The sequence below is a fragment of the Blastomonas sp. 34TW genome (assembly GCF_059803595.1).
Map to the genome: position 1 here is coordinate 16,675 of NZ_JAPFGW010000020.1, position 18,755 is coordinate 35,429.

General features: G+C 62.5%; 21 protein-coding genes. 17 read left to right on the forward strand and 4 right to left on the reverse strand.

Features of this window, described 5'->3' with window-relative positions; translation table 11 throughout:
- Window positions 1–58: 58 nt before the first annotated feature.
- Together OPU69_RS18345 and OPU69_RS18350 are read left to right on the forward strand one after the other, a co-directional pair.
- Window positions 59–727 carry a superoxide dismutase gene (locus OPU69_RS18345; protein WP_171007877.1) on the forward strand — a complete coding sequence of 223 codons (669 nt, stop codon included), beginning with the start codon at window positions 59–61 and terminating at the stop codon, window positions 725–727.
- 71 nt (window positions 728–798) lie between these two features.
- The gene (locus tag OPU69_RS18350) at window positions 799–1,893 is read left to right on the forward strand and encodes a Cj0069 family protein (protein ID WP_137776362.1); all 1,095 of its coding nucleotides are present in this window, start codon (window positions 799–801) and stop codon (window positions 1,891–1,893) included.
- Between the two features lie 84 nt (window positions 1,894–1,977).
- Here the strand turns inward: OPU69_RS18350 and OPU69_RS18355 are convergent, their stop codons facing one another.
- Both OPU69_RS18355 and OPU69_RS18360 read right to left on the reverse strand, forming a co-directional pair.
- Window positions 1,978–2,538: a recombinase family protein gene (locus OPU69_RS18355; RefSeq protein ID WP_017184234.1), complete on the reverse strand. Its 561-nt coding sequence runs from the start codon at window positions 2,536–2,538 to the stop codon at window positions 1,978–1,980.
- Window positions 2,539–2,705: 167 nt separating this feature from the next.
- Window positions 2,706–3,128 carry a MerR family transcriptional regulator gene (locus OPU69_RS18360; protein WP_014072603.1) on the reverse strand — a complete coding sequence of 141 codons (423 nt, stop codon included), beginning with the start codon at window positions 3,126–3,128 and terminating at the stop codon, window positions 2,706–2,708.
- A gap of 76 nt (window positions 3,129–3,204) precedes the next feature.
- Here OPU69_RS18360 and OPU69_RS18365 point away from each other — a divergent pair, with 76 nt between their 5' ends.
- The 4 genes from OPU69_RS18365 to OPU69_RS18380 all read left to right on the forward strand — a co-directional run bounded on the left by OPU69_RS18365 (window position 3,205) and on the right by OPU69_RS18380 (window position 8,459).
- The gene (locus OPU69_RS18365; protein WP_014072602.1) at window positions 3,205–3,600 is read left to right on the forward strand and encodes a mercuric transporter MerT family protein; all 396 of its coding nucleotides are present in this window, start codon (window positions 3,205–3,207) and stop codon (window positions 3,598–3,600) included.
- 36 nt (window positions 3,601–3,636) lie between these two features.
- A complete protein-coding gene (locus tag OPU69_RS18370; protein ID WP_017503487.1) occupies window positions 3,637–3,942 on the forward strand; it encodes a heavy-metal-associated domain-containing protein in 306 nt (101 codons plus the stop codon).
- 79 nt (window positions 3,943–4,021) lie between these two features.
- Window positions 4,022–5,398, forward strand: a complete 1,377-nt coding sequence (gene merA / locus OPU69_RS18375) for a mercury(II) reductase (protein WP_021222959.1) — start codon at window positions 4,022–4,024, stop codon at window positions 5,396–5,398.
- A 91-nt stretch (window positions 5,399–5,489) separates the two neighbouring features.
- Entirely contained in the window at window positions 5,490–8,459 is a 2,970-nt protein-coding gene (locus OPU69_RS18380) for a Tn3 family transposase (protein WP_498512964.1), read from the forward strand.
- Window positions 8,460–8,574: 115 nt separating this feature from the next.
- Here the strand turns inward: OPU69_RS18380 and OPU69_RS18385 are convergent, their stop codons facing one another.
- Window positions 8,575–9,501, reverse strand: coding sequence for an alpha/beta fold hydrolase (locus OPU69_RS18385; protein ID WP_231735709.1), 927 nt, complete (start codon window positions 9,499–9,501; stop codon window positions 8,575–8,577).
- 259 nt (window positions 9,502–9,760) lie between these two features.
- Complete coding sequence (locus OPU69_RS18390) at window positions 9,761–10,336, reverse strand: TetR/AcrR family transcriptional regulator (protein WP_062348312.1); 576 nt, start codon at window positions 10,334–10,336, stop codon at window positions 9,761–9,763.
- Window positions 10,337–10,702: 366 nt separating this feature from the next.
- On the opposite strand from OPU69_RS18390, the gene OPU69_RS18395 reads away from it, so the two are divergent.
- The 11 genes from OPU69_RS18395 (at window position 10,703) to OPU69_RS18445 (ending at window position 18,642) form a co-directional block, all read left to right on the forward strand.
- Complete coding sequence (locus tag OPU69_RS18395) at window positions 10,703–10,984, forward strand: helix-turn-helix transcriptional regulator (protein ID WP_058457592.1); 282 nt, start codon at window positions 10,703–10,705, stop codon at window positions 10,982–10,984.
- Window positions 10,985–10,995: 11 nt separating this feature from the next.
- On the forward strand, window positions 10,996–11,880 hold the full coding sequence (locus OPU69_RS18400) for a replication initiator protein A (protein ID WP_058457591.1): 885 nt from the start codon (window positions 10,996–10,998) through the stop codon (window positions 11,878–11,880).
- Between the two features lie 208 nt (window positions 11,881–12,088).
- A complete protein-coding gene (gene parA / locus OPU69_RS18405; RefSeq protein WP_058457590.1) occupies window positions 12,089–12,727 on the forward strand; it encodes a ParA family partition ATPase in 639 nt (212 codons plus the stop codon).
- Window positions 12,724–12,978, forward strand: coding sequence for a ribbon-helix-helix protein (locus OPU69_RS18410; RefSeq protein WP_058457589.1), 255 nt, complete (start codon window positions 12,724–12,726; stop codon window positions 12,976–12,978). Before parA ends, OPU69_RS18410 begins: the two co-directional genes overlap by 4 nt.
- The gene (locus OPU69_RS18415; RefSeq protein WP_058457588.1) at window positions 12,975–13,496 is read left to right on the forward strand and encodes a DUF2840 domain-containing protein; all 522 of its coding nucleotides are present in this window, start codon (window positions 12,975–12,977) and stop codon (window positions 13,494–13,496) included. The genes OPU69_RS18410 and OPU69_RS18415 overlap by 4 nt, the downstream gene beginning before the upstream one ends.
- The gene (locus OPU69_RS18420) at window positions 13,493–14,038 is read left to right on the forward strand and encodes a S26 family signal peptidase (RefSeq protein WP_058457587.1); all 546 of its coding nucleotides are present in this window, start codon (window positions 13,493–13,495) and stop codon (window positions 14,036–14,038) included. The genes OPU69_RS18415 and OPU69_RS18420 overlap by 4 nt, the downstream gene beginning before the upstream one ends.
- Window positions 14,039–14,073: 35 nt before the next feature.
- A complete protein-coding gene (locus OPU69_RS18425; RefSeq protein WP_058457586.1) occupies window positions 14,074–14,409 on the forward strand; it encodes a DUF736 domain-containing protein in 336 nt (111 codons plus the stop codon).
- A gap of 3 nt (window positions 14,410–14,412) precedes the next feature.
- Window positions 14,413–15,192, forward strand: coding sequence for a lytic transglycosylase domain-containing protein (locus OPU69_RS18430; RefSeq protein ID WP_058457585.1), 780 nt, complete (start codon window positions 14,413–14,415; stop codon window positions 15,190–15,192).
- A 226-nt stretch (window positions 15,193–15,418) separates the two neighbouring features.
- Complete coding sequence (locus OPU69_RS18435; protein ID WP_443028503.1) at window positions 15,419–17,173, forward strand: relaxase/mobilization nuclease domain-containing protein; 1,755 nt, start codon at window positions 15,419–15,421, stop codon at window positions 17,171–17,173.
- 77 nt (window positions 17,174–17,250) lie between these two features.
- Window positions 17,251–17,835: a TetR/AcrR family transcriptional regulator gene (locus OPU69_RS18440; RefSeq protein ID WP_058457583.1), complete on the forward strand. Its 585-nt coding sequence runs from the start codon at window positions 17,251–17,253 to the stop codon at window positions 17,833–17,835.
- A gap of 66 nt (window positions 17,836–17,901) precedes the next feature.
- Window positions 17,902–18,642, forward strand: a complete 741-nt coding sequence (locus OPU69_RS18445) for an SDR family oxidoreductase (protein ID WP_156416661.1) — start codon at window positions 17,902–17,904, stop codon at window positions 18,640–18,642.
- The last annotated feature ends 113 nt before the right edge of the window (window positions 18,643–18,755 follow it).

Sequence of the window (18,755 nt, forward strand, 5' to 3'; positions counted from 1 at the left end):
GATCGACCAATTTTCCCGACGCAGTGCAATCGCAACTCTTGGCATTGGAGCCGCAGCCATGACTATGAACGAAGCCTCGGCGCAGACGCCGACCGCAGCGCCGACGAATGTCCTCGCATTCGCCGGCAATCATCAGATCAAGCCGCTCAGGTTCGATCCCGCCAGGCTCCACGGCCTCTCCGAAAGGCTGATCACATCGCACCACGAGAACAATTATGCCGGCTCGGTCAAGGCGTTGAATATGATCGAAACACGCCTTGCCGCCGCGCTCGCTGACCCGGACCTACCGCCGGTGGTCTATGGCGGCCTCAAGCGCGAGGAGCTGCACCGCACCGGCTCGGTCGTGCTCCATGAAATCTATTTCGACGGGCTGGGCGGCAACGGTCAAGCAGCCGGCTCGATCCGCGACGCGCTGGGCGCGGCGTTCGGCTCGTTCGACCGCTGGGAGACCGACTTCCGCCGCACCGGCATGAGTCTTGCCGGCGGATCAGGTTGGTGCGTGCTCGTCTACAATCTCCACACCCGCTCGCTGCACAACCATTGGGCGTGGGATCATATGCACGGCGCAATCGCCGGCGTGCCGCTGCTGGCGCTCGATATGTACGAGCATAGTTTTCACATGGATTACGGCACCGCCGCCGCCAAATACGTCGACGCCTTCTTCCGCAACATCGACTGGGAAGTGGTCGACCGCCGCTATGCCGCGGCTTTGCGCGGCGGCGGCTGACCCGTCCGCCGAGGATCAACACCCACTTCTGCGCGACACCTGAGTTGGCGACCACAAAGGGGGCAGGTCCGATGGGAGATGCAACAGTGACATCCGGCCCGAACATCGCTCTTCTTTGGCGCGGACAAGCGGCCGAGTGGACGCATCGCTTTCATGAAGCTCGGCAGTGGCCGATCGTTCAAGCCTTGCGGTCGTTCGGGGCGACCACAAGGCCTGTACTGTACAGAGACGAAGCGGTTCGCGACATTCGTGACGAGTTGCTGTCGTTCGACGCGGTGCTGGTCTGGGTGAATCCGTTGGACATTTCAGGCGACCGCTCGGTGCTCGACCCGATGCTGCGCGAAGTCGCGGCGTGCGGCGTTGTCGTCAGCGCGCATCCTGACGTGATCGCCAAAATCGGCGTCAAGGAAGTGCTCTACACAACGCGATCCATGGAATGGGGCAGCGATGTCGATCGATACGTGGACGCTGAAGGCCTTCGCGCTCGTTTCCCCGAACATCTTGCCGCAGGCCCGCGCGTGCTGAAGCCGAACTACGGCAACGGCGGCAGGAATGTATGGCGTGTCCAACTAGACGAAGCGGGAAACGCTCCGGCTTTGAAAACGTCGGTGAAAGTTCAAGAGGCCCGCCAAGGAAGCAAATCGGAGCGCATCAGCCTAGCCGAGTGCTTGGAAAGGTGGGTGCCGTTTCTAAACGACGGCGGCGTGCTGATCGATCAGGCTTATCAGCCGCAGTCGTCCGAGGGCATGGTCCGCTGCTACGTGTGCGGGCACCGAGTGGTTGGCTTTGGGCACAACCTGATCACTGCGCTGATGACGCCAACGGCCATTGATACAACGTCGTCAACCCCACAGCCGATGGGCCGCGCCATGTTCGGACCGGAGGTGACGCGCTTCGCAGCCTTACGGAAAGCGATGGAGGATCGCTGGATTCCAGAGATGCAAAGGTTGCTGTCGATCGCCGACCACGATCTTCCGCTTCTTTGGGACGCCGACTTCCTATTTCGCCCTGGTGAAGCCATCAGCGATGGCTCCTATGCGCTTTGCGAGATCAATGCTAGTTCGGTTGCACCATTTCCGCCAAGCGCCGTCCAGCCAGTCGCCGCAGCGGCAATCGGTCGCGCTCTTGCCATTCGTTTGACGAAGGAGACCTCCAATCCTCATTGATATGATTCAAGCAATTCAAGAGACGTGACATTGGTCGTATCAATCAGACAAGCCTAAGGGTGAGCGAGGCTGGGTGAAACCGGCTCAGGTGGCAGCGCGGAGATACTGGTAGAGGGTTTCGCGACTGATCCCCAGGTCACGGGCGATGACGGCCTTGCGCTCGCCGTCATCAACACGGCGGTGCAGCTCGGCGACCATTTCGTCGGAGAGGGAACGTTTCCGCCCGCGATAAGCACCGCGTTGTCTGGCGACCGCAATGCCTTCGCGCTGCCGCTCCCGGATCAGGGCGCGCTCGAATTCGGCGAACGCACCCATGACCGAGAGCATCAGGTTGGCCATCGGGGAATCCTCGCCCGAGAAGGCCAGGCTTTCCTTCACGAACTCGATCCGGACGCCTCTTTTGGTGAGGGACTGAACCAGTTTGCGCAGATCGTCGAGATTACGCGCCAATCGATCCATGCTGTGGACCACGACGGTGTCACCCTCGCGGGCGAAGGCGAGCATGGCATCGAGTTCGGGGCGGTTGATGTCCTTGCCCGATGCCTTGTCGGTGAAAATCCGGTCGAGCGACTGCCCGTCCAACTGGCGATCGACATTCTGATCGAATGTGCTCACCCGGACGTAACCGATCCTCTGGCCTTTCATCGCCGCCTCCGGTCAAAATGTCAGGTTGAATTCTATGACACGGCGGAACATGCGTCAATAAATGCTTGCCATAACCCTATCCTGACAGAAACCGCCGCTGCATCCTGACGTCCGGTTAGGCTATACTCCAAGCTGACATCACAAAATCAAATCCCTCAAAGATGGCGTCAATTGCCTTGATGGGGTAAAAACTGGAGTGCTTCCAGGATGGGACATTCGGCAACGTCATCTCCAGTGCATCTGGCTAACGTGGTCGCCAGCGTCACCTCTATCTTCTGCAAATCTGCAATGCGGCGGCGGACATCTTCAAGGTGGAGTTCGGTTCTCGCCATAACCTCCGCGCAGGTTTGTGCACCGGTATCGGTGAGCGACAACAATGACCGTATCTCATCCATTGCATAGCCAAGGTCGCGCGCGCGCAGGATGAACTGCAACCTTTGCACCAGTTCCGGCGAATAGACGCGGTAGCCGTTGGAACTGCGAGGCGGCCCCGGCAGCAATCCCACCTTCTCGTAATAGCGGATGGTTTCGAGATTGCAGCCTGTTTTCCGGGCAAGCTGGGCACGCAAGATGCCGACCTGTTGCTCCATGAAAATACCTCTTGAGTCTGTAGTGGCTACAGAGCCTACATTGCGAATCACTCAGTTGGAACAAGGGATTCAAGCCATGGTCTCAACGCCGGAAGCGGGACAGCCAGCCCTCACCGAAAACCACGAGCCGAAGCAGGCAAACTGGGTTGCGGCGGGCGCATTGATCGGCGCGGGGCTCGCCTCGGCTTGCTGCGTCGTCCCGCTACTGTTGGTTATGCTCGGAATTTCCGGCGCGTGGATCGCCAACCTGACGGCGCTCGAACCTTACAAGCCCTATGTCGCAGGCGTAACGCTCGCGCTGCTCGGCTACGGCTTCTGGCATGTCTATTTCAAGCCGAAACCGCCCTGTGAAGACGGTTCCTACTGCGCTCGTCCACAATCGGCTTGGACCACCAAGGCGGTGCTGTGGCTGGGCCTTGCCGTCGCCATCCTGGCGCTCACCATCGACTGGTGGGCACCCTGGTTCTATTGAAAGGAAATACCCATGAAAAAGACAGTATGTATCGCTATGGCCGTGCTGGCTATGGCTGGCGGCGGGGTCGCCTATGCAGTTAGTGGCACGGCGCAAGATCGCCCCGCGGCTACCGCAACCGCTCAGAAGCAAACCACCTTTGCCATAGAGAACATGACCTGCGCCACCTGCCCGATCACCGTGAAGAAGGCGATGGAAGGCGTCGCCGGGGTAACGGCGGTCACGGTCGATTTCGCAGCCAAGACCGCGCGCGCAACCTATAACCCGCGCCGCACCAATGCTGCTGCGATTGCCGCTGCATCAACCAACGCGGGTTATCCGGCGCGCGCTATTCAAAACTGAGCGGGGCGCCGCCAGCGCCTCAAGAAAGCGATAAGCAATGAACGACTGTTGCAACCGCCCCGGGCAGGAAGGATTTGACGTGGCCGTCATCGGCGCGGGTTCTGCCGGGTTCTCCGCCGCGATCGCCGCTGCCGATCTGGGCGCGAAAGTGGCGCTCGTCGGTCACGGCACGATTGGCGGCACCTGTGTCAATGTTGGCTGCGTTCCTTCCAAGACGCTGATCCGCGCCGCCGAAGCGGTGCATGGTGGGCTTGCCGCCGCGCGCTTTCCCGGCCTTGGGGGCGCTGTCCAGATGGATGACTGGTCCGTATTGGCGGCGTCGAAGGACGATCTTGTCACGACGCTGCGCCAAAAAAAATATGTCGATCTGCTGCCCGCCTATGACGGTGTGAGCTATATCGAGGGCAAGGCACGCTTTGCCGATGGTGCGCTGATTGTCGGCGATGCGCCCATGAAGGTCGGCAAGGTCATATTGGCGATGGGTGCGCACGCCGCCGTGCCGCCGATTCCGGGGATGGACAGCGTGCCCTACCTAACCAGCACATCGGCGCTGGCGCTGGATCGCTTGCCCAAATCGCTGCTGGTGATCGGTGGCGGGGTGATCGGGGTAGAACTGGGACAGATGTTTTCGCGTCTGGGCGTTGATGTCACCATCTGCTGCCGAAGCCGCCTGCTCCCCGAAATGGACCCGGAAGTGAGTGCCGCGCTGAAAAACTATTTGGAAGCCGAGGGCGTGCGGGTTTGCGCAGGTGTCGGCTATCAGCGTATCGCCCAAACACAGAGCGGGGTCGAATTGACCTGCGAGGGGCATTGTGACACCGTCGCGGCGGAACAGGTGCTCATCGCCACCGGACGCCGACCCAATAGCGACGGGCTTGGGCTGGAGGAGCGCGGCATAGTGCTTGCCCGTAATGGTGGAATCGTCGTCGATGACCACCTCGAAACGTCGGTTCCAGGCATTTACGCGGCGGGCGATGTAACGGGACGGGACCAGTTCGTCTACATGGCCGCCTATGGCGCAAAACTGGCCGCGCGCAACGCGGTGACGGGCAACCAATACCGCTACGACAATTCCTCCATGCCATCCGTCGTCTTCACCGACCCGCAAGTCGCCAGCGCCGGCCTCACTGAAACGACAGCACGGGCGCAAGGCCTGGACATCAAGGTTTCGCTGCTCCCGCTCGATGCTGTGCCAAGGGCACTGGCAGCACGCGATACGCGGGGTCTCATCAAACTGATTGCCGACAAGGCGAACGACCGTTTGCTGGGCGGCCAGATCATGGCACCCGAAGGCGCGGATTCGATCCAGACACTGGTGCTGGCGATCAAACACGGCATGACCACCCTGGAATTGGGTGCAACGATATTTCCTTACCTGACCACTGTGGAAGGCCTCAAACTGGCGGCCCAAACGTTTGATAAGGATGTCGCCAAACTGTCTTGCTGCGCCGGGTGATTGCTCGGGGATCAACCGGCAACGAATGGCCTCCCTCCAGTGCAAGCCGCTTTGGTGTCAATTTTGTTATTCGCCTCAGCGGGAGAGCAAAATGGCACGACGCCGACTTCTGACCGGAGACGAGCGCCGGCGCCTGTTCGATCCTCCTGTCCAAGAAACCGCGATCATTGGGCATTATACCCTTTCTGCGGAAGATGTTGAATTGGTTGGGCGCCGCTATGGTCCAGCAAATCGCCTCGGTCTGGCTGCACAAATCGCTTTGATGCGACATCCCGGCTTTGGTCTGCAACCCGAGATCGGGCTTCCCGACGTCATTCTTCAGTACCTCGCGGCACAGTTATTCGTCGATCCTTCCTCCTTCTCTGCATATGGTCAGCGCGCGCAAACCCGTACCGATCATGCCGATCTCGTGGCGCGTTATCTTGGCATACGCCCGTTTCGACGTGGCGACCTGGCACTTGCCCTGAATCTTGCCGCGCAAGCCGCCGAGTATACAGACAGAGGTGAACCGATTGTTCGCGCCCTCATGGTTGGCCTGAAGGGTGAGCGGTTCATTCTTCCGTCAGGCGACACACTGGAACGCGCCGGTCTTGCTGGCCGGGCACGCGCACGCAAAGCTGCCGCAGCCGCAATCGTCGAAGGCCTCAGCTCTGCTGAACTGACACGGCTAGACGAACTCGTAATCAACAACCCGGATTTCGGCATGACACCGCTGGCGTGGTTGCGTAATTTCGAAGAAGCCCCGACTGCGGCCAATATCAATGGCTTGCTTGAGCGCCTGCGCTATGTTCGCGGCATAGGTATCCACCCGGTAGTTGGGGGCGCCATTCCGGAATTCCGCTTTGCCCAATTTGTCCGCGAGGGCGGCGTGGCACCGGCATTCCTGCTTTCGGATTACAGCGTCAATCGCAGGCGGGCGACGTTGACGGCCGCAGTGATCGACCTTGAGGCCAGACTTGCCGATGCCGCGATCCAAATGTTTGACCGACTTATCGGCGGCATGTTCACGCGCGCGCGGCGTGGGCGCGAGCGTCGCTACCAAGATAGTATTCAGTCGGTGGGGCAACTCATGCGGCTGTTTGGCGCCACGATTACAGCACTTGATGAGGCTGTCCAGAATGGCGGCGATCCGCTCGAATTGATTGACGAAGCGGTGGGCTGGCACCGGCTTGTTGCGGCAAAGGCCCAAGTAGATGCCCTTGCTGATCTTGCCGGCGAGGACGCACTGGTAACGGCAACCGAGCGTTACGCCACGCTACGGCGTTTCAGCCCGGCATTTCTGGACGCCTTCACCTTCAAGGCGTCTGGAACAGGGACGGCACTGATCAAAGCCATCGATGTCATTCGCGATGCGAACACACGAAAGTCGCGCGACCTTCCCGATGGCGTTCCACTGCCATTCCCCAATCGGCAGTGGAAGCGTCTCATCACCGAAAGCGGCCGTATCGACCGCCGACGTTATGAAATTGCGATCATGGCAACCTTGCGTGATCGTTTGCGCGCCGGTGATGTATGGATCGAGGGAACCCGCAACTATCAGCGCTTCGATGCCTATTTGCTGGGTCGGCGCGACGCCGCCAAAGTGGCGGATGTGCTTCCGTTCGATTCAAATGCTGCATCCTACCTCGCTGACCGGGCACGAAATCTTGACTGGCGGCTGCGCCGATTTGCCAAGCAGTTGAAAACAAACAAGCTTGAGGGAGTGTCGCTCGAACGAGACCGGCTCAAGCTTCAGCAAATGCCGCCTGTCACCCCACCGGAAGCTGAAGCCCTCGATCGCAAGCTCGATACCCTGCTTCCCCGCGTGCGCATCACCGAGCTGCTGCTTGAAGTCGCCGAACGCACTGGTTTTTTGAACGCATTCCGTGACCTGCGCTCAGGCAAGGAGCACGACAACCCCAGCACGGTACTCGCCGCAATTCTGGCTGATGGCACCAACCTCGGGCTGGAGCGGATGGCCAATGCCAGCGAAGGCGTCAGCTATGCCCAACTCGCATGGACCCACAACTGGTATCTTTCACCCGAGAACTATCAGGCCGCGCTGGCCATGATCATCTCAGCCCATCACGAATTACCCTTCGCGCGGCATTGGGGCGCTGGCACCAGTTCGTCGTCCGATGGCCAGTTCTTCCGGTCGGGGCGGAGACGTTCAGGGGCGGCGGACGTCAATGCCAAATATGGCGCCGAACCTAGCGTGAAAATCTATTCTCACCTTTCCGATCACTTCGCATCATTCGGATCACGGATCATGTCCGCGACGGCAGGTGAAGCGCCTTACGTGCTCGACGGGCTTGTCCTGGGCGCCGGCAACCTTCCGTTGCATGAGCACTATACCGATACCGGCGGCGCCACCGATCATGTTTTCGCACTCTGCCACCTACTCGGGTTCCGCTTCGCGCCCCGGCTGCGCGATATTGGCGACCGCAAGCTGGGTTCGATCGCTGCGCCATCGACATACAAGGGCATCGAAAATCTGATGGGCCGCACCATCAAAACGGCAGCGATCGAGGCCGATTGGGATGACATCGTCAGGATTGTCGCCTCAATCAAGGATGGCACGGTGGCGCCGTCAGTAATCTTGCGAAAACTTGCCGCCTACAAACGCCAGAACAGGCTGGATTTTGCATTGGCTGAACTGGGCCGTATCGAGCGCACTTTGTTCACGCTCGATTGGCTTGAACAACCGGAACTGCGACGTGCCTGTCAGGCCGGTCTCAACAAAGGCGAGGCGAGGCACACGCTTGCCGCCGCCATCTATACCAACCGGCAGGGTCGGTTCACCGATCGCTCGCTGGAAAATCAGGAATTTCGCGCATCTGGGCTGAACCTGCTGATTGCGGCGATTTCCTACTGGAACACGGTCTATCTCGACCGGGCCGCCCAGCACCTCAACGCTGTCGGCACGACGTTCGATGCGGCACTGCTTGCGCACCTTTCTCCGATGGGCTGGGCGCACATCAGTCTGACCGGCGATTACCTCTGGGAGCAGGCCAGGCGACTTCCAGCAGGTGAATTCCACCCACTCAACGAGCCAATGGCGCGGTTGAAGCGTGTAGCGTAGCCCATGTTCCGCTTATGTCCGAGAAATCGTTGTCTGGCGAACAAAGCTTGAGGTGACGCCATCTAGGAAGAAAGCGCATGAGCCGGGAGAATACCGGCCCATGCTGATTCAGGGCTTATTTCTGATCAAGAAACGTCGTTGCTTGTTGCAGGAATAGCTCCGGATACTGGTAGAAGGAACCGTGATTGGTGTCCGGATAGACTACGAGTTCGGCATTCGGCAGATTGTCCTCCAGCTTATATGAATTGCTGGTGTAGTGGATCAGATCCTTGCTGCCACTGACGATCAGAACCGGCTGCTTGATGCTCTTCAGATAATCGTTCGAATTTGCCGACGGTGTGCCCCAGGCTGCGAAGGCGGCGACCTGCGCACCGTATACATCGGGACCGGGATTTGCATCGCGATCGACCGTGCGCAGACGAATGCGGTCTAGGAATTTCTGACCTGCTGCCTGGCTTGCCAGCGTCGGGTTGAAGAACGTCGTCAGCAGGATGGTGTCTGCCGGTTCGTATTTCTTCGTCAGCATCGCCTGGAACTCCGGCGTCAAAGTTGCCATGCCGTCGCCGCCGCGCGGCGCGCTACCGATAAGGATCACCTTGCGGACGAGATCCGGACGCTGAAAGGCGACCTCCTGCGCGACGAGGCTGCCCAACGAGAAGCCCAGGATGTCGGTCTGCTTGATGTGCAGCGCTTCAATCAGGCCGATACCATACTTCGCCATGCCTTGAACCGTGTGAGGAACCTGGCCCTCCGAGCCGGCAACGCCTGCATTGTCAAAGATGACGACCTCGCGGTTCTTGGAAAAACCGTCCGTGATCATCGGATCCCAGTTGTCCATATTGCCCAGGAAGTGCTGGAAGAAGACCAGCGGAACGCCGCCCTGTTTGCCAAAGCGTCGATAGGCGAGACGGGTGCCATCGACCGTTACAAACTGCGTTTTAGCGAATTGATGTAACGAGCCGCCGACGACACTCGTCTTGGTCGACTTGGCGAGAGCAGCGGTGGGCGCGATCTGAGACGTGAGAACGGTCGCGGCTGCCAAGCCGAGAGCGACCGCAAGACGAACCAAGTTTTTTGATAATGTAGGATGCATCGGACCTGTCCTTGTTAAATTCCGTTGAGTTGAGGATGTGAGCGGCGGAGCGAGGTCAGGCGTTCGAAAACCCGAGACATTCGTCCCTCTCTATAGAGTGCTTGATCGCATGATTACCTATCGATAGATAGGTGATCACGTTCTATTTGGGTGGCTGGTCACCTGTCAAGCCTATCAATCGATAGATTGGTTATCTTGGAGGGCGCGCTTAAGAGAACAAGCCCAGGGCCTTGTAGGCGGCAATGATACGATCGAAGACCGCCACGTCCCCGCGACCACGGGCAACGAGTTGGGCGCCTTCTATCGCGGCGTAGATTGACAGTGCTTGCGCTTCGAGCTTCTCGTGAGAGGTTTTGGGGTGTCTCTTCGACAGCATTTTCGTCAGCCACCGCGCGTTCACTTCTCCGAAGCGGTTGACTTCAGTCAGCACAAACGCCGGAAGATCGGCCGATTCAGCAGCCATCATCCCGCAGAGACACATCCGGTTGTCTTGCTCGAGAGCTGCCCGATAGACACTGATATACGCGTCGATCATACGATCGTGATCGCTCTCCGACGCTTCCAACGACTGGAAAAAACTCACGGCCTGATCGGTATATTCTTTCGCGAGAGCCGCTGCCAAATCGCCTTTTGTCGGGAAATGGTAGTGAACGCTCGCACTTTTGACGCCAACCTCTTTAGCAATTTCCCGAAAGCTCAGCGCGTTGTAACCGTGCGCCTGAACCAGGGCACGGCCAAATTTCATGATGGCGTTGCGGGTGTCGGTAGGTCCATCGGAACTCATAAGGATGTGATACTACCTATCTTCCGATAGATCAAGTTCCGGCAGATAGTCTTCGGTTTCGATTCACAGCGCATTATCTTTTTATTCGATTTATTGGGCAGCTATCCCCGCTTGTGATGATCAATCGTAGCTTCCCGCTGAGTGGCGGGCTGGGCCCGGCTTTGGCATCCGACACGTTCGCAGATCCGACGAGATCCCGATGGGCGACTTTTATCCGTGATTCGTCAGATACTGACCAAGAGCGCGAAGGGGTGTCGATTATTCCCGGAAATCTTCGACATCGTGAATCTCGCCTGAGCGAACGACCGTGCGCTGGAACCGCCGCCGACATCCGGCGGCCCCCCAGCACCGCACGGAGCTTCGATCATGGCCGAAAGCACAACCGTCCAAGTCCCTCCCCGCTATTTGCGCACGCCCGAGGCAGCACGTTTCCTCGGTCTGTCCGGCCGCACCCTCGAAAAGCACCGCACCTACGGCACCGGCCCGGCCTTCAAGAAGCTCGGCGGCCGCGTCGTCTACGCGATCGCCGACCTACAGGCCTGGGCCAACCGCGGCACCAAGAACTCGACCGCTGACAGCGACGCGATCCTGCCGGCGAAGCGTCACGAACCGACCGGCGCGGCAGGCAGCCACGCGCCACAGCGCTGAGCAGCCAGCGGATGTCGGCGCGCCATCACAGAAGTGAACGCGAGCAGCTCGATCTCTTCCGGGCGCTGCCTGGCGATCTCGCGCCGCGCGACGCGCAGGACCTGATGGCGTACCCGTTCTTTGCGCTCGGCAAGTCGAAGCGGCTGGCGCCGATCAACTTCAAGGCCGGCTCCATCGTCATCCGCGTCGAGGCCGTCCCCGAGCACGGCATGGCCACCATCTGGGACGCCGACGTGCTGATCTGGGCGGCCTCGCAGATCGTTGAGGCGCGCGACCACGGTCTTCGGCCGTCGCGTCTGATGGCGACCACACCCTACGAGATTCTGCAGTTCATCGGCCGCGGCGTCAGCCTGCGGGACTATGACCGGCTCAAGGCCGCGCTCGACCGTCTCCAGTCGACAACAGTGGCGACGTCGATCCGCCAGCCGACCGAACGGCGACTGCACCGCTTCTCCTGGATCAACGAGTGGAAAGAGCGCGCTGACGCACGCGGACGTCCGCTTGGGCTCGAACTGATCGTGCCGGACTGGTTCTACGCCGCCGTCCTTGACGACGCGCTCGTGCTCACGATCGACCGCGACTATTTCGGCCTGACGGGCGGACTGGAGCGCTGGCTTTACCGCCTCGTGCGCAAGCACGGCGGCAAACAGGAGTTCGGCTGGAGCTTCGATTTCCCGCATCTGCACGCCAAGTCCGGTTCGCTCTCGCCGCTCAAGCACTTCGCCTACGACCTGCGCGACATCGTCCGCCGCCAGCCGCTGCCGGGCTACCGCCTGACCATCGAGCAGTGCCTCGGCGCGCCCGAAATCCTCTCCTTCAAACCCATCGACCCGCACGCGCTCGGCATCTCTCGCCAGCGCCGCCGCTCGACCATGCACCCTGGGGATAAGCTGTGAATCGTCTCGTGCTATCAGGGACCGGACTCATCGTGCCATCGAGGACCCGATCCTCGTGCTATCGGGGACCGGAATCGTCGAATCCGCTCGCTGAATCAGCAACTTGCGAGCCTCGTAACTTCTCTAACCTAGATTCCTTCGGAATCTTTCTAACGCAAACCGCTTTTTGCGCAGTTGTGGACGAGTCCCCGATCACCGGGAGACCGTCATGATCGTCGCGCTCCTCAACCAGAAGGGCGGCGTGGGAAAGACGACGCTGGCGCTCCATCTTGCCGGTGAATGGGCACAGCGAGGGCAGCGCGTCACGGTCATCGACGCCGACCCGCAAGGCTCTGCGCTCGACTGGTCGCAGCAGCGGACGCGCGAGAACCTGCCGCGGCTCTTCGGCGTCGTCGGCCTGGCGCGCGACACTCTGCATCGGGAAGCGCCCGAGCTGGCGCGTGATGTCGACCACGTCATCATAGACGGTCCGCCGCGCGTCGCCGGGCTGATGCGCTCGGCGCTGCTCGCCGCCGACCTAGTGCTGATCCCGGTGCAGCCGTCGCCGTTCGACGGATGGGCGAGCGCCGAAATGCTCTCGCTCCTCAGCGAGGCCCGCATCTACCGGCCGCAGCTCGCCGCGCGCTTCGTGCTGAACCGCTGCGCTGCGCGCACCGTCATCGCCCGTGAGACGGCCGAAACGCTTGCCGACCATGATCCGCCGCTGCTCGCATCGACGATCGGCCAGCGGGTCGCCTTCGCCGACACCGCACAGACTGGACGGCTCGTCAGTGAGCTGGACGCCGACAGCCCGGCCGCGCGTGAGATCGCCGCACTCGCCACCGAGATCGCGAGGATCGCGCCGTGACCGTGTCCTCTCCGAAGCGCGGCTTCGCCAGCCGACCGGGCGATCCGGAAAGCTGGATCAAGTCAGCCGACACGCCCGCCGCCCGCGTCACCGACGCCAACGCGTTCACGGCCAGGCTCACCATCGACGTGACCACCGAACAGCGGGCGCGGATCAAGATCGCCGCCTTCCAGCGCGGCGTCACCGTGGCCGACATGCTGCGCGAGCTGCTCGCGCGCGAATTTCCAGCCACCGAAGGAGACGCGACATGACCGGCCCCGGCGCCACCCATGCGCGCGGCGAACCGAGACCGACCACGCCGCCGCCAAACATCCTCACCGAAGTCGAACTCACCTGGATCGAAAAGCGCGTCGAGAACTGGATCAGGTTCGGCCGCGAGGCCGGCGAGCAGATCCTCGACCGTCGGCGGCGCGTGCTGCGCTTCGCGCCGGACAGCGTGTTCGCCTTCGTGCGCTGGGCCGCCAACGACTTCGGCACCGTCGCGTCCACTCTCGACGTGCTGCGCGCCACGCTGCCGGTGGAGCCGCGCCAGACCGTTCCCTTCGTCCGTCCCGGCGCCGATGTGCTGCTGAAGGTCGAAGGCTGGCCGAAGGTCGAGCGCGTGCTGCAGATGATCGACGCCATCGAGGCGATCGGCGTCGATCCCGCCGAGGTCTCGATGGATCACTGGCGCCACATCCACAACCGCATGGCCGCCGGCCATCAGCCGCGCACCTACACGCACGACCATCACCGGGCGTTCCTCCTGCGTCGGAGGGTCGGGTCATGAGCCGCTTCGGCTACGTTATGGTCACCTATTTCATGACCATGGGGATCGCGATCGCTTCGTTCGTCGAGTTCCCCAAGACCTTCATCTGGAACGCCTCGGCGAGCACACCGATCGGGCTCTATCGCATCGACCACCCGCGTCACCTCGCGGTGACCGATCTGGTCGCCGTCCGCGCGCCCGAGGCATTCGCCGACTTCATGGTGGAGCGCGGCTATATCGGCCGCGGCGTCCCGCTGATGAAGCGCGTCGCGGGCCTTCCGGGACAAGAAGTCTGCCGCCGCGATCACGCCATCACGGTCGATGGCGCGCCGATGGGCGACGCGCTCGACCGCGATCATCTCGGCCGTCCGCTGCCCGACTGGCAGGGCTGCCGCCGCATCGCCGGGGGCGAACTCTTCCTGATGAACTGGGCCGTCCGCGACAGCCTGGACGGGCGCTATTTCGGGCCAATGCCCGTCGGCGCCGTCATCGGCCGGGCGCTCCCGGTCTGGACCGATGAAGACGGCGACGGCCGCTACGTCTGGGGCGCGCCGACCCACTGAGTTTCCGCGTCCACCCCAAACCAAAGGAGACCACCATGACCCAGATCGGACAATTCACACGCACCCGGAGCGGTTATGCCGGGCGCATCCTCGCGCTCGGCATCGACGTCGAAGCCGTCTTCGTTCCCGCCGAACCCTCGGACGCCGAGAACGCGCCGGACTTCCGAATCCTGCTCGGCAGCGAGGAAGGCGTCGAGGTCGGCGCCGGCTGGAAACACGTCGGCGAACGTGCCGGCGACTACGTCTCCGCGCAGTTCGACAGCCCGCTTTTCCCCCGGCCGTTGCGCGCCAACCTCTTCCGTTCGAACGACGAAGGTTCCGCCTGGGGCCTGCACTGGACGCGCCCGACCAAGCCGCAGAGGGAGGACTGATCGGTGCGCGCTCCGCAGCAGCAGCGGGGGCAGCACCAGGGCGGCGCGCGGCGAACCCGCGCCGCTCACCGGCTGCTCCTCCTTCTCCTTTCCGGCCTGTCCCTGGCCGCCGGGCTGACGTCGCACGGCTTCGCGCAGTCGGTGCCGCTATCGCAGCCCGAGGCAGGCGGCCCGTTCGCTGCCTTCGTCGCGGAGGCCTCGCAGCGTTTCGGCATTCCGGTCGCCTGGATTCGCGCCGTCATGCGGGTCGAAAGCGCCAACGAAGTGCGTGCCATCTCGCCCAAGGGCGCGATGGGGCTGATGCAGATCATGCCCGATACCTGGGCAGAGCTGCGCACCCGGTATCGCCTCGGCACGGACGCCTTCGACCCGCGCGACAACATTCTCGCGGGCACGGCGTATCTGCGCGAACTCTACGACAAATACGGCTCGCCGGGCTTCCTCTCGGCCTACAACGCCGGGCCAGGACGCTACGAGGAATTCCTCGCCGGCGGTCGCGCATTGCCTGCGGAAACGCGCGCCTACGCCGCCCAGCTCGCCCCCCTTGCAGGCGGCGAACCAACGGCGGCCACCGTCACTGTTGCCGTCGCCGATCCACTGGCCTGGACGCGCGCACCGCTCTTCATCGGTGCGGCCGAACGCGTCTCGGCGGCGGCTCCAGCGCAGTCCGAACAACAACCGCGCGACACCGACACCGCAGTCCGGCCGCGTGACGCTGCGGCAGAGGCAGCACCGGCCGGCGGCCTCTTCGTCTCCCGGCGAGACCCTGCAGGTCCCCGATGAGCCGGTTTGCACTCCATCGCACAACGGCGAACCACGGCGCATCTTGGAGGGTGTCGGGAGGGGAAGCCGCAAGCACAACCGCACGATGGCAGGATAAAAGGGCGCGATGTGCGCCTTGGTTCGGTTGTGCTTTTTCAAGGACTTATGCCGCGATTTCGCGAGGTGCGCCTGATCGGCGCAGCCTGCGCTCCGGCGCTTTCATCAACAAAATCATCGGCTTCGCGCGATGTGCGGGGCCTCAGCCGTGACCGACGAGAACGAATTCCGCATCCGGCCCGGCCGCATCCGTTCAACCAGCGCCCAGCGGGTGCGGCCCTTCATCGCCCAGGCGCTGGCGGCGGCGCAGCGGGCTGGCGGCAGCGTATCCCGGCAAGGGAAGATCGGGCCCGGCGCGCGCTCCCGATTCGGGCGCGGCCAACGCGCCTCGATCCAGGCGAACCGTTTGATCACGGCGCGCTCGCGCGGCGCGGTGATCAAGGCGCGTGTGCTCCGCCATGGCGGCCGCAACGCGCCGCTCGCCACCCATCTCAATTATCTCCAGCGCGACGGCGTCACCCGTGACGGGGAGAAGGCCCAAATGTTCGGTCCCGGCGGCGACGATGTCGACGCCAAGGCGTTCGCCGAGCGCGCCGAGGGCGACCGCCATCACTTCCGCTTCATCGTCTCGCCGGACGACGCCGTGGAGATGTCCGACCTCAGAGGCTTCGCGCGCGAGCTGGTCGGGCAGATGGAGAAGGATCTCGGCACCAAGCTCGAATGGGCGGCGGTCGATCACTGGAACACCGAGCATCCCCATGTCCACCTGATCGTGCGCGGCGTGCGCGACGACGGTTCGGACCTGGTCATCTCGCGCGACTACATAAAAGAGGGCATGCGCGACCGGGCGCGCGACCTCATCACCCACGAGTTGGGGCCGCGCACCGATCAGGAGATCCGGCGCACCCTCGAACGTCAGATCGACGCCGATCGTTGGACCAATCTCGATCGCCAGTTCGCCCGCGATGCCTATCGCACCGGCGTCATCGATCTCGCACCGCATGCCGATCGCCGGCCAGACGAATTCCGCGCGCTCAAAGTCGGGCGGCTGCGCAAGCTCGAAGGGCTCGGCCTCGCCGATGAAATCGGCCCCGGCCAGTGGACGATCTCCGAGAAGGCCGAGGCGACGCTGCGCGAGCTGGGCGAGCGCGGCGACATCATCAAGCGCATCCATCATGGCCTGACCGAGCGCGGCATCGCACGCGGCACCGCGAGCTACGTGCTCGCGTCGGAAAGCCTCAACGATCCCGTCATCGGCCGCCTGGTCGCGCGCGGGCTCGACGACGAGCTGAAGGGCACGGCGTTCGCCGTTGTCGACGGCATCGACGGCCGCACCCATCATATCAAGCTGCCCGACCTCGACGCGGCCGGCGACAGCGCGCCGGGCTCGATCGTCGAGCTGCGCAAGTTCGACGATGCGCAGGGCCGTCGTCGCGTCGCGATCGCCGTGCGCTCCGATATCGACATCGAGCGGCAGGTCACCGCGACCGGTGCGACCTGGCTCGACCGGCAGGCCATCGCCCGCGAGCCCGTGGCGCTCGGCGGCGGCTTCGGCGCCGAGGTGCGCGACGCCATGGATCGCCGCGCCGAGCATCTCGTCGGTCAGGGCCTCGCCGAGCGCCAGAAGCGCGGCGTCAGCTTCCAGCCCGGACTGATCGACACGCTGCGCCGGCGCGAGCTGGAGGCAGTTGCCGCCCGCATCACCGCCGAGACCGGTCGACCCCAGGTCAAGTCGGAGGCCGGCGAGTACGTCACCGGCACCTATCAGCGGCGCCTCACGCTCGCGACCGGCCGCTTCGCCATGATCGACGATGGCCTGGGCTTCAGCCTTGTGCCTTGGACACCATCGATTGAAAAGCAGCTCGGCCGTCACGTCTCGGGCGTCGCCCGCGGCGACGGCGGCGTCGACTGGAGCTTCGGCCGGCAGCGGGGAATCGGCCTCTAGGGAATTGACGTCGCTCGCCGATGAAAGTCATGCGAGCCGTTATTGACTGATCAGTGCATAACGGTTAAACCGCGTTCATGGCCAGACCGCGAGAGTTCAATCGGGAAGTCGCCCTGAAGGAAGCCATGAAGGCCTTCTGGGCGAAGGGCTATGCCGCCACGTCGACGGAAGACCTCATCCAAGCAATGGGAATTGGGCGGCAGAGTCTTTACCACGCCTTCGGCGACAAGCGACGGCTCTATGTGGAAGCGCTCGAGACCTATCAGCGAGAGACGACGAGCGGCCACCTGAAGCGGCTGAACGGCGCCATTTCACCACTAGCCGGCGTCCGCGATCTGCTCATCGGACTCATCGACGAGGACGACAGGCTCAGGACGATGGGCTGCATGGGTGTCAATTCGGTCGGCGAATTCGGGGCATCCGATCCCGAACTTCGCGAACTAAGGACCAAAGTCGGGATGGCCATCAACAAGCGGCTTGCCGAGCGACTCAGCGAAGGTCAGGCGAATGGAGAGATCGACCCCACCTTCACCCCCGGGGAAGCAGCGAATTTCATTCAGTTGACCATGGCGGGAATTCAGCTTGCCGCGCGTGGCGGCGGTGGCTTGGAGGAACTACGCCGCATGGCCGACTTCGCCACCGACCGCCTGCGATCTCACTAGGGGATCGGCATGGTCTGCGTAGAACCACACCTAGTTATGCACTGATCGATCAAGAAAGGACTCTTCATGAGCAATGGATCAAGGACGGAACGCCGGACAGCGCTGGTGTTCGGCGGATCGCGTGGCATCGGCGCCGCCGCGGCATCGCGACTGGCCGCAGACGGATTCGCGGTGGCTCTGACCTATGTGTCGCGCCCGGACAAGGCGGCAGAGGTCGTCTCCGCCATCGAGGCGGCGGGAGGGACGGCGCTCTCGATAAGGGCTGACAGTGCCGATCCAACGGCGATCCGAGCTGCCACGGCGCAAACCGCGGAGGCTCTTGGACAGATCGACGTCGTCGTCGTCAATGCCGGGATCATTCGGATAGCAACGGTGGACGCCTTCACTTTGGAGGATCTCGACCTGATGCTGGCCGTCAATGTTCGGGGCGTTTTCCTCGCCATCCAAGCTGCCGCCAGCCACATGCGCGACGGAGGTCGTATCATTACGATCGGCAGCAACACTGCAGTCCGCACAGGCACACCGGGCGCCAGCGTTTATGCCATGACCAAGGCGGCTGTCGCATCGATGGCAAAGGGCGTTGCCCTCGATCTCGCTCCGCGTGGAATCACCGTCAACAACATCCAGCCTGGTCCGACCGAGACGGACATGACGGCGGGGATGATTCCACAATTGCGAGAGATGATTCCCCTTCGCCGGGTTGGACAGCCGGCGGAGATTGCGGGCCTCATATCGTACCTTGCGAGCGATCAGGCTGGTTATATGACGGGCGCCAGCCTGACTATCGATGGCGGGTTCGTGCTGTGAACGTTGATCGCACGTATTGGCGGTCGAAGACCGGTAATTTCTCGCTACCTTGCGCTACAGTACGACATGATGACGACACGTATTGAATAGCGCCGCAGCTCTTCACCAATTTG

Excerpts from the sequence above, each read along its gene's own strand:
- OPU69_RS18345 (WP_171007877.1), top strand. The coding sequence starts at position 59 with ATGACTATGAACGAAGCCTCGGCGCAGACGCCGACCGCAGCGCCGACG.
- OPU69_RS18350 (WP_137776362.1), top strand. The coding sequence starts at position 799 with ATGGGAGATGCAACAGTGACATCCGGCCCGAACATCGCTCTTCTTTGG.
- OPU69_RS18355 (WP_017184234.1), bottom strand. The coding sequence starts at position 2,538 with ATGAAAGGCCAGAGGATCGGTTACGTCCGGGTGAGCACATTCGATCAG.
- OPU69_RS18360 (WP_014072603.1), bottom strand. The coding sequence starts at position 3,128 with ATGGAGCAACAGGTCGGCATCTTGCGTGCCCAGCTTGCCCGGAAAACA.
- OPU69_RS18365 (WP_014072602.1), top strand. The coding sequence starts at position 3,205 with ATGGTCTCAACGCCGGAAGCGGGACAGCCAGCCCTCACCGAAAACCAC.
- OPU69_RS18370 (WP_017503487.1), top strand. The coding sequence starts at position 3,637 with ATGGCCGTGCTGGCTATGGCTGGCGGCGGGGTCGCCTATGCAGTTAGT.
- OPU69_RS18380 (WP_498512964.1), top strand. The coding sequence starts at position 5,490 with ATGGCACGACGCCGACTTCTGACCGGAGACGAGCGCCGGCGCCTGTTC.
- OPU69_RS18390 (WP_062348312.1), bottom strand. The coding sequence starts at position 10,336 with ATGAGTTCCGATGGACCTACCGACACCCGCAACGCCATCATGAAATTT.
- OPU69_RS18395 (WP_058457592.1), top strand. The coding sequence starts at position 10,703 with ATGGCCGAAAGCACAACCGTCCAAGTCCCTCCCCGCTATTTGCGCACG.
- OPU69_RS18400 (WP_058457591.1), top strand. The coding sequence starts at position 10,996 with ATGTCGGCGCGCCATCACAGAAGTGAACGCGAGCAGCTCGATCTCTTC.
- parA (WP_058457590.1), top strand. The coding sequence starts at position 12,089 with ATGATCGTCGCGCTCCTCAACCAGAAGGGCGGCGTGGGAAAGACGACG.
- OPU69_RS18415 (WP_058457588.1), top strand. The coding sequence starts at position 12,975 with ATGACCGGCCCCGGCGCCACCCATGCGCGCGGCGAACCGAGACCGACC.
- OPU69_RS18420 (WP_058457587.1), top strand. The coding sequence starts at position 13,493 with ATGAGCCGCTTCGGCTACGTTATGGTCACCTATTTCATGACCATGGGG.
- OPU69_RS18425 (WP_058457586.1), top strand. The coding sequence starts at position 14,074 with ATGACCCAGATCGGACAATTCACACGCACCCGGAGCGGTTATGCCGGG.
- OPU69_RS18435 (WP_443028503.1), top strand. The coding sequence starts at position 15,419 with ATGTGCGGGGCCTCAGCCGTGACCGACGAGAACGAATTCCGCATCCGG.
- OPU69_RS18440 (WP_058457583.1), top strand. The coding sequence starts at position 17,251 with ATGGCCAGACCGCGAGAGTTCAATCGGGAAGTCGCCCTGAAGGAAGCC.
- OPU69_RS18445 (WP_156416661.1), top strand. The coding sequence starts at position 17,902 with ATGAGCAATGGATCAAGGACGGAACGCCGGACAGCGCTGGTGTTCGGC.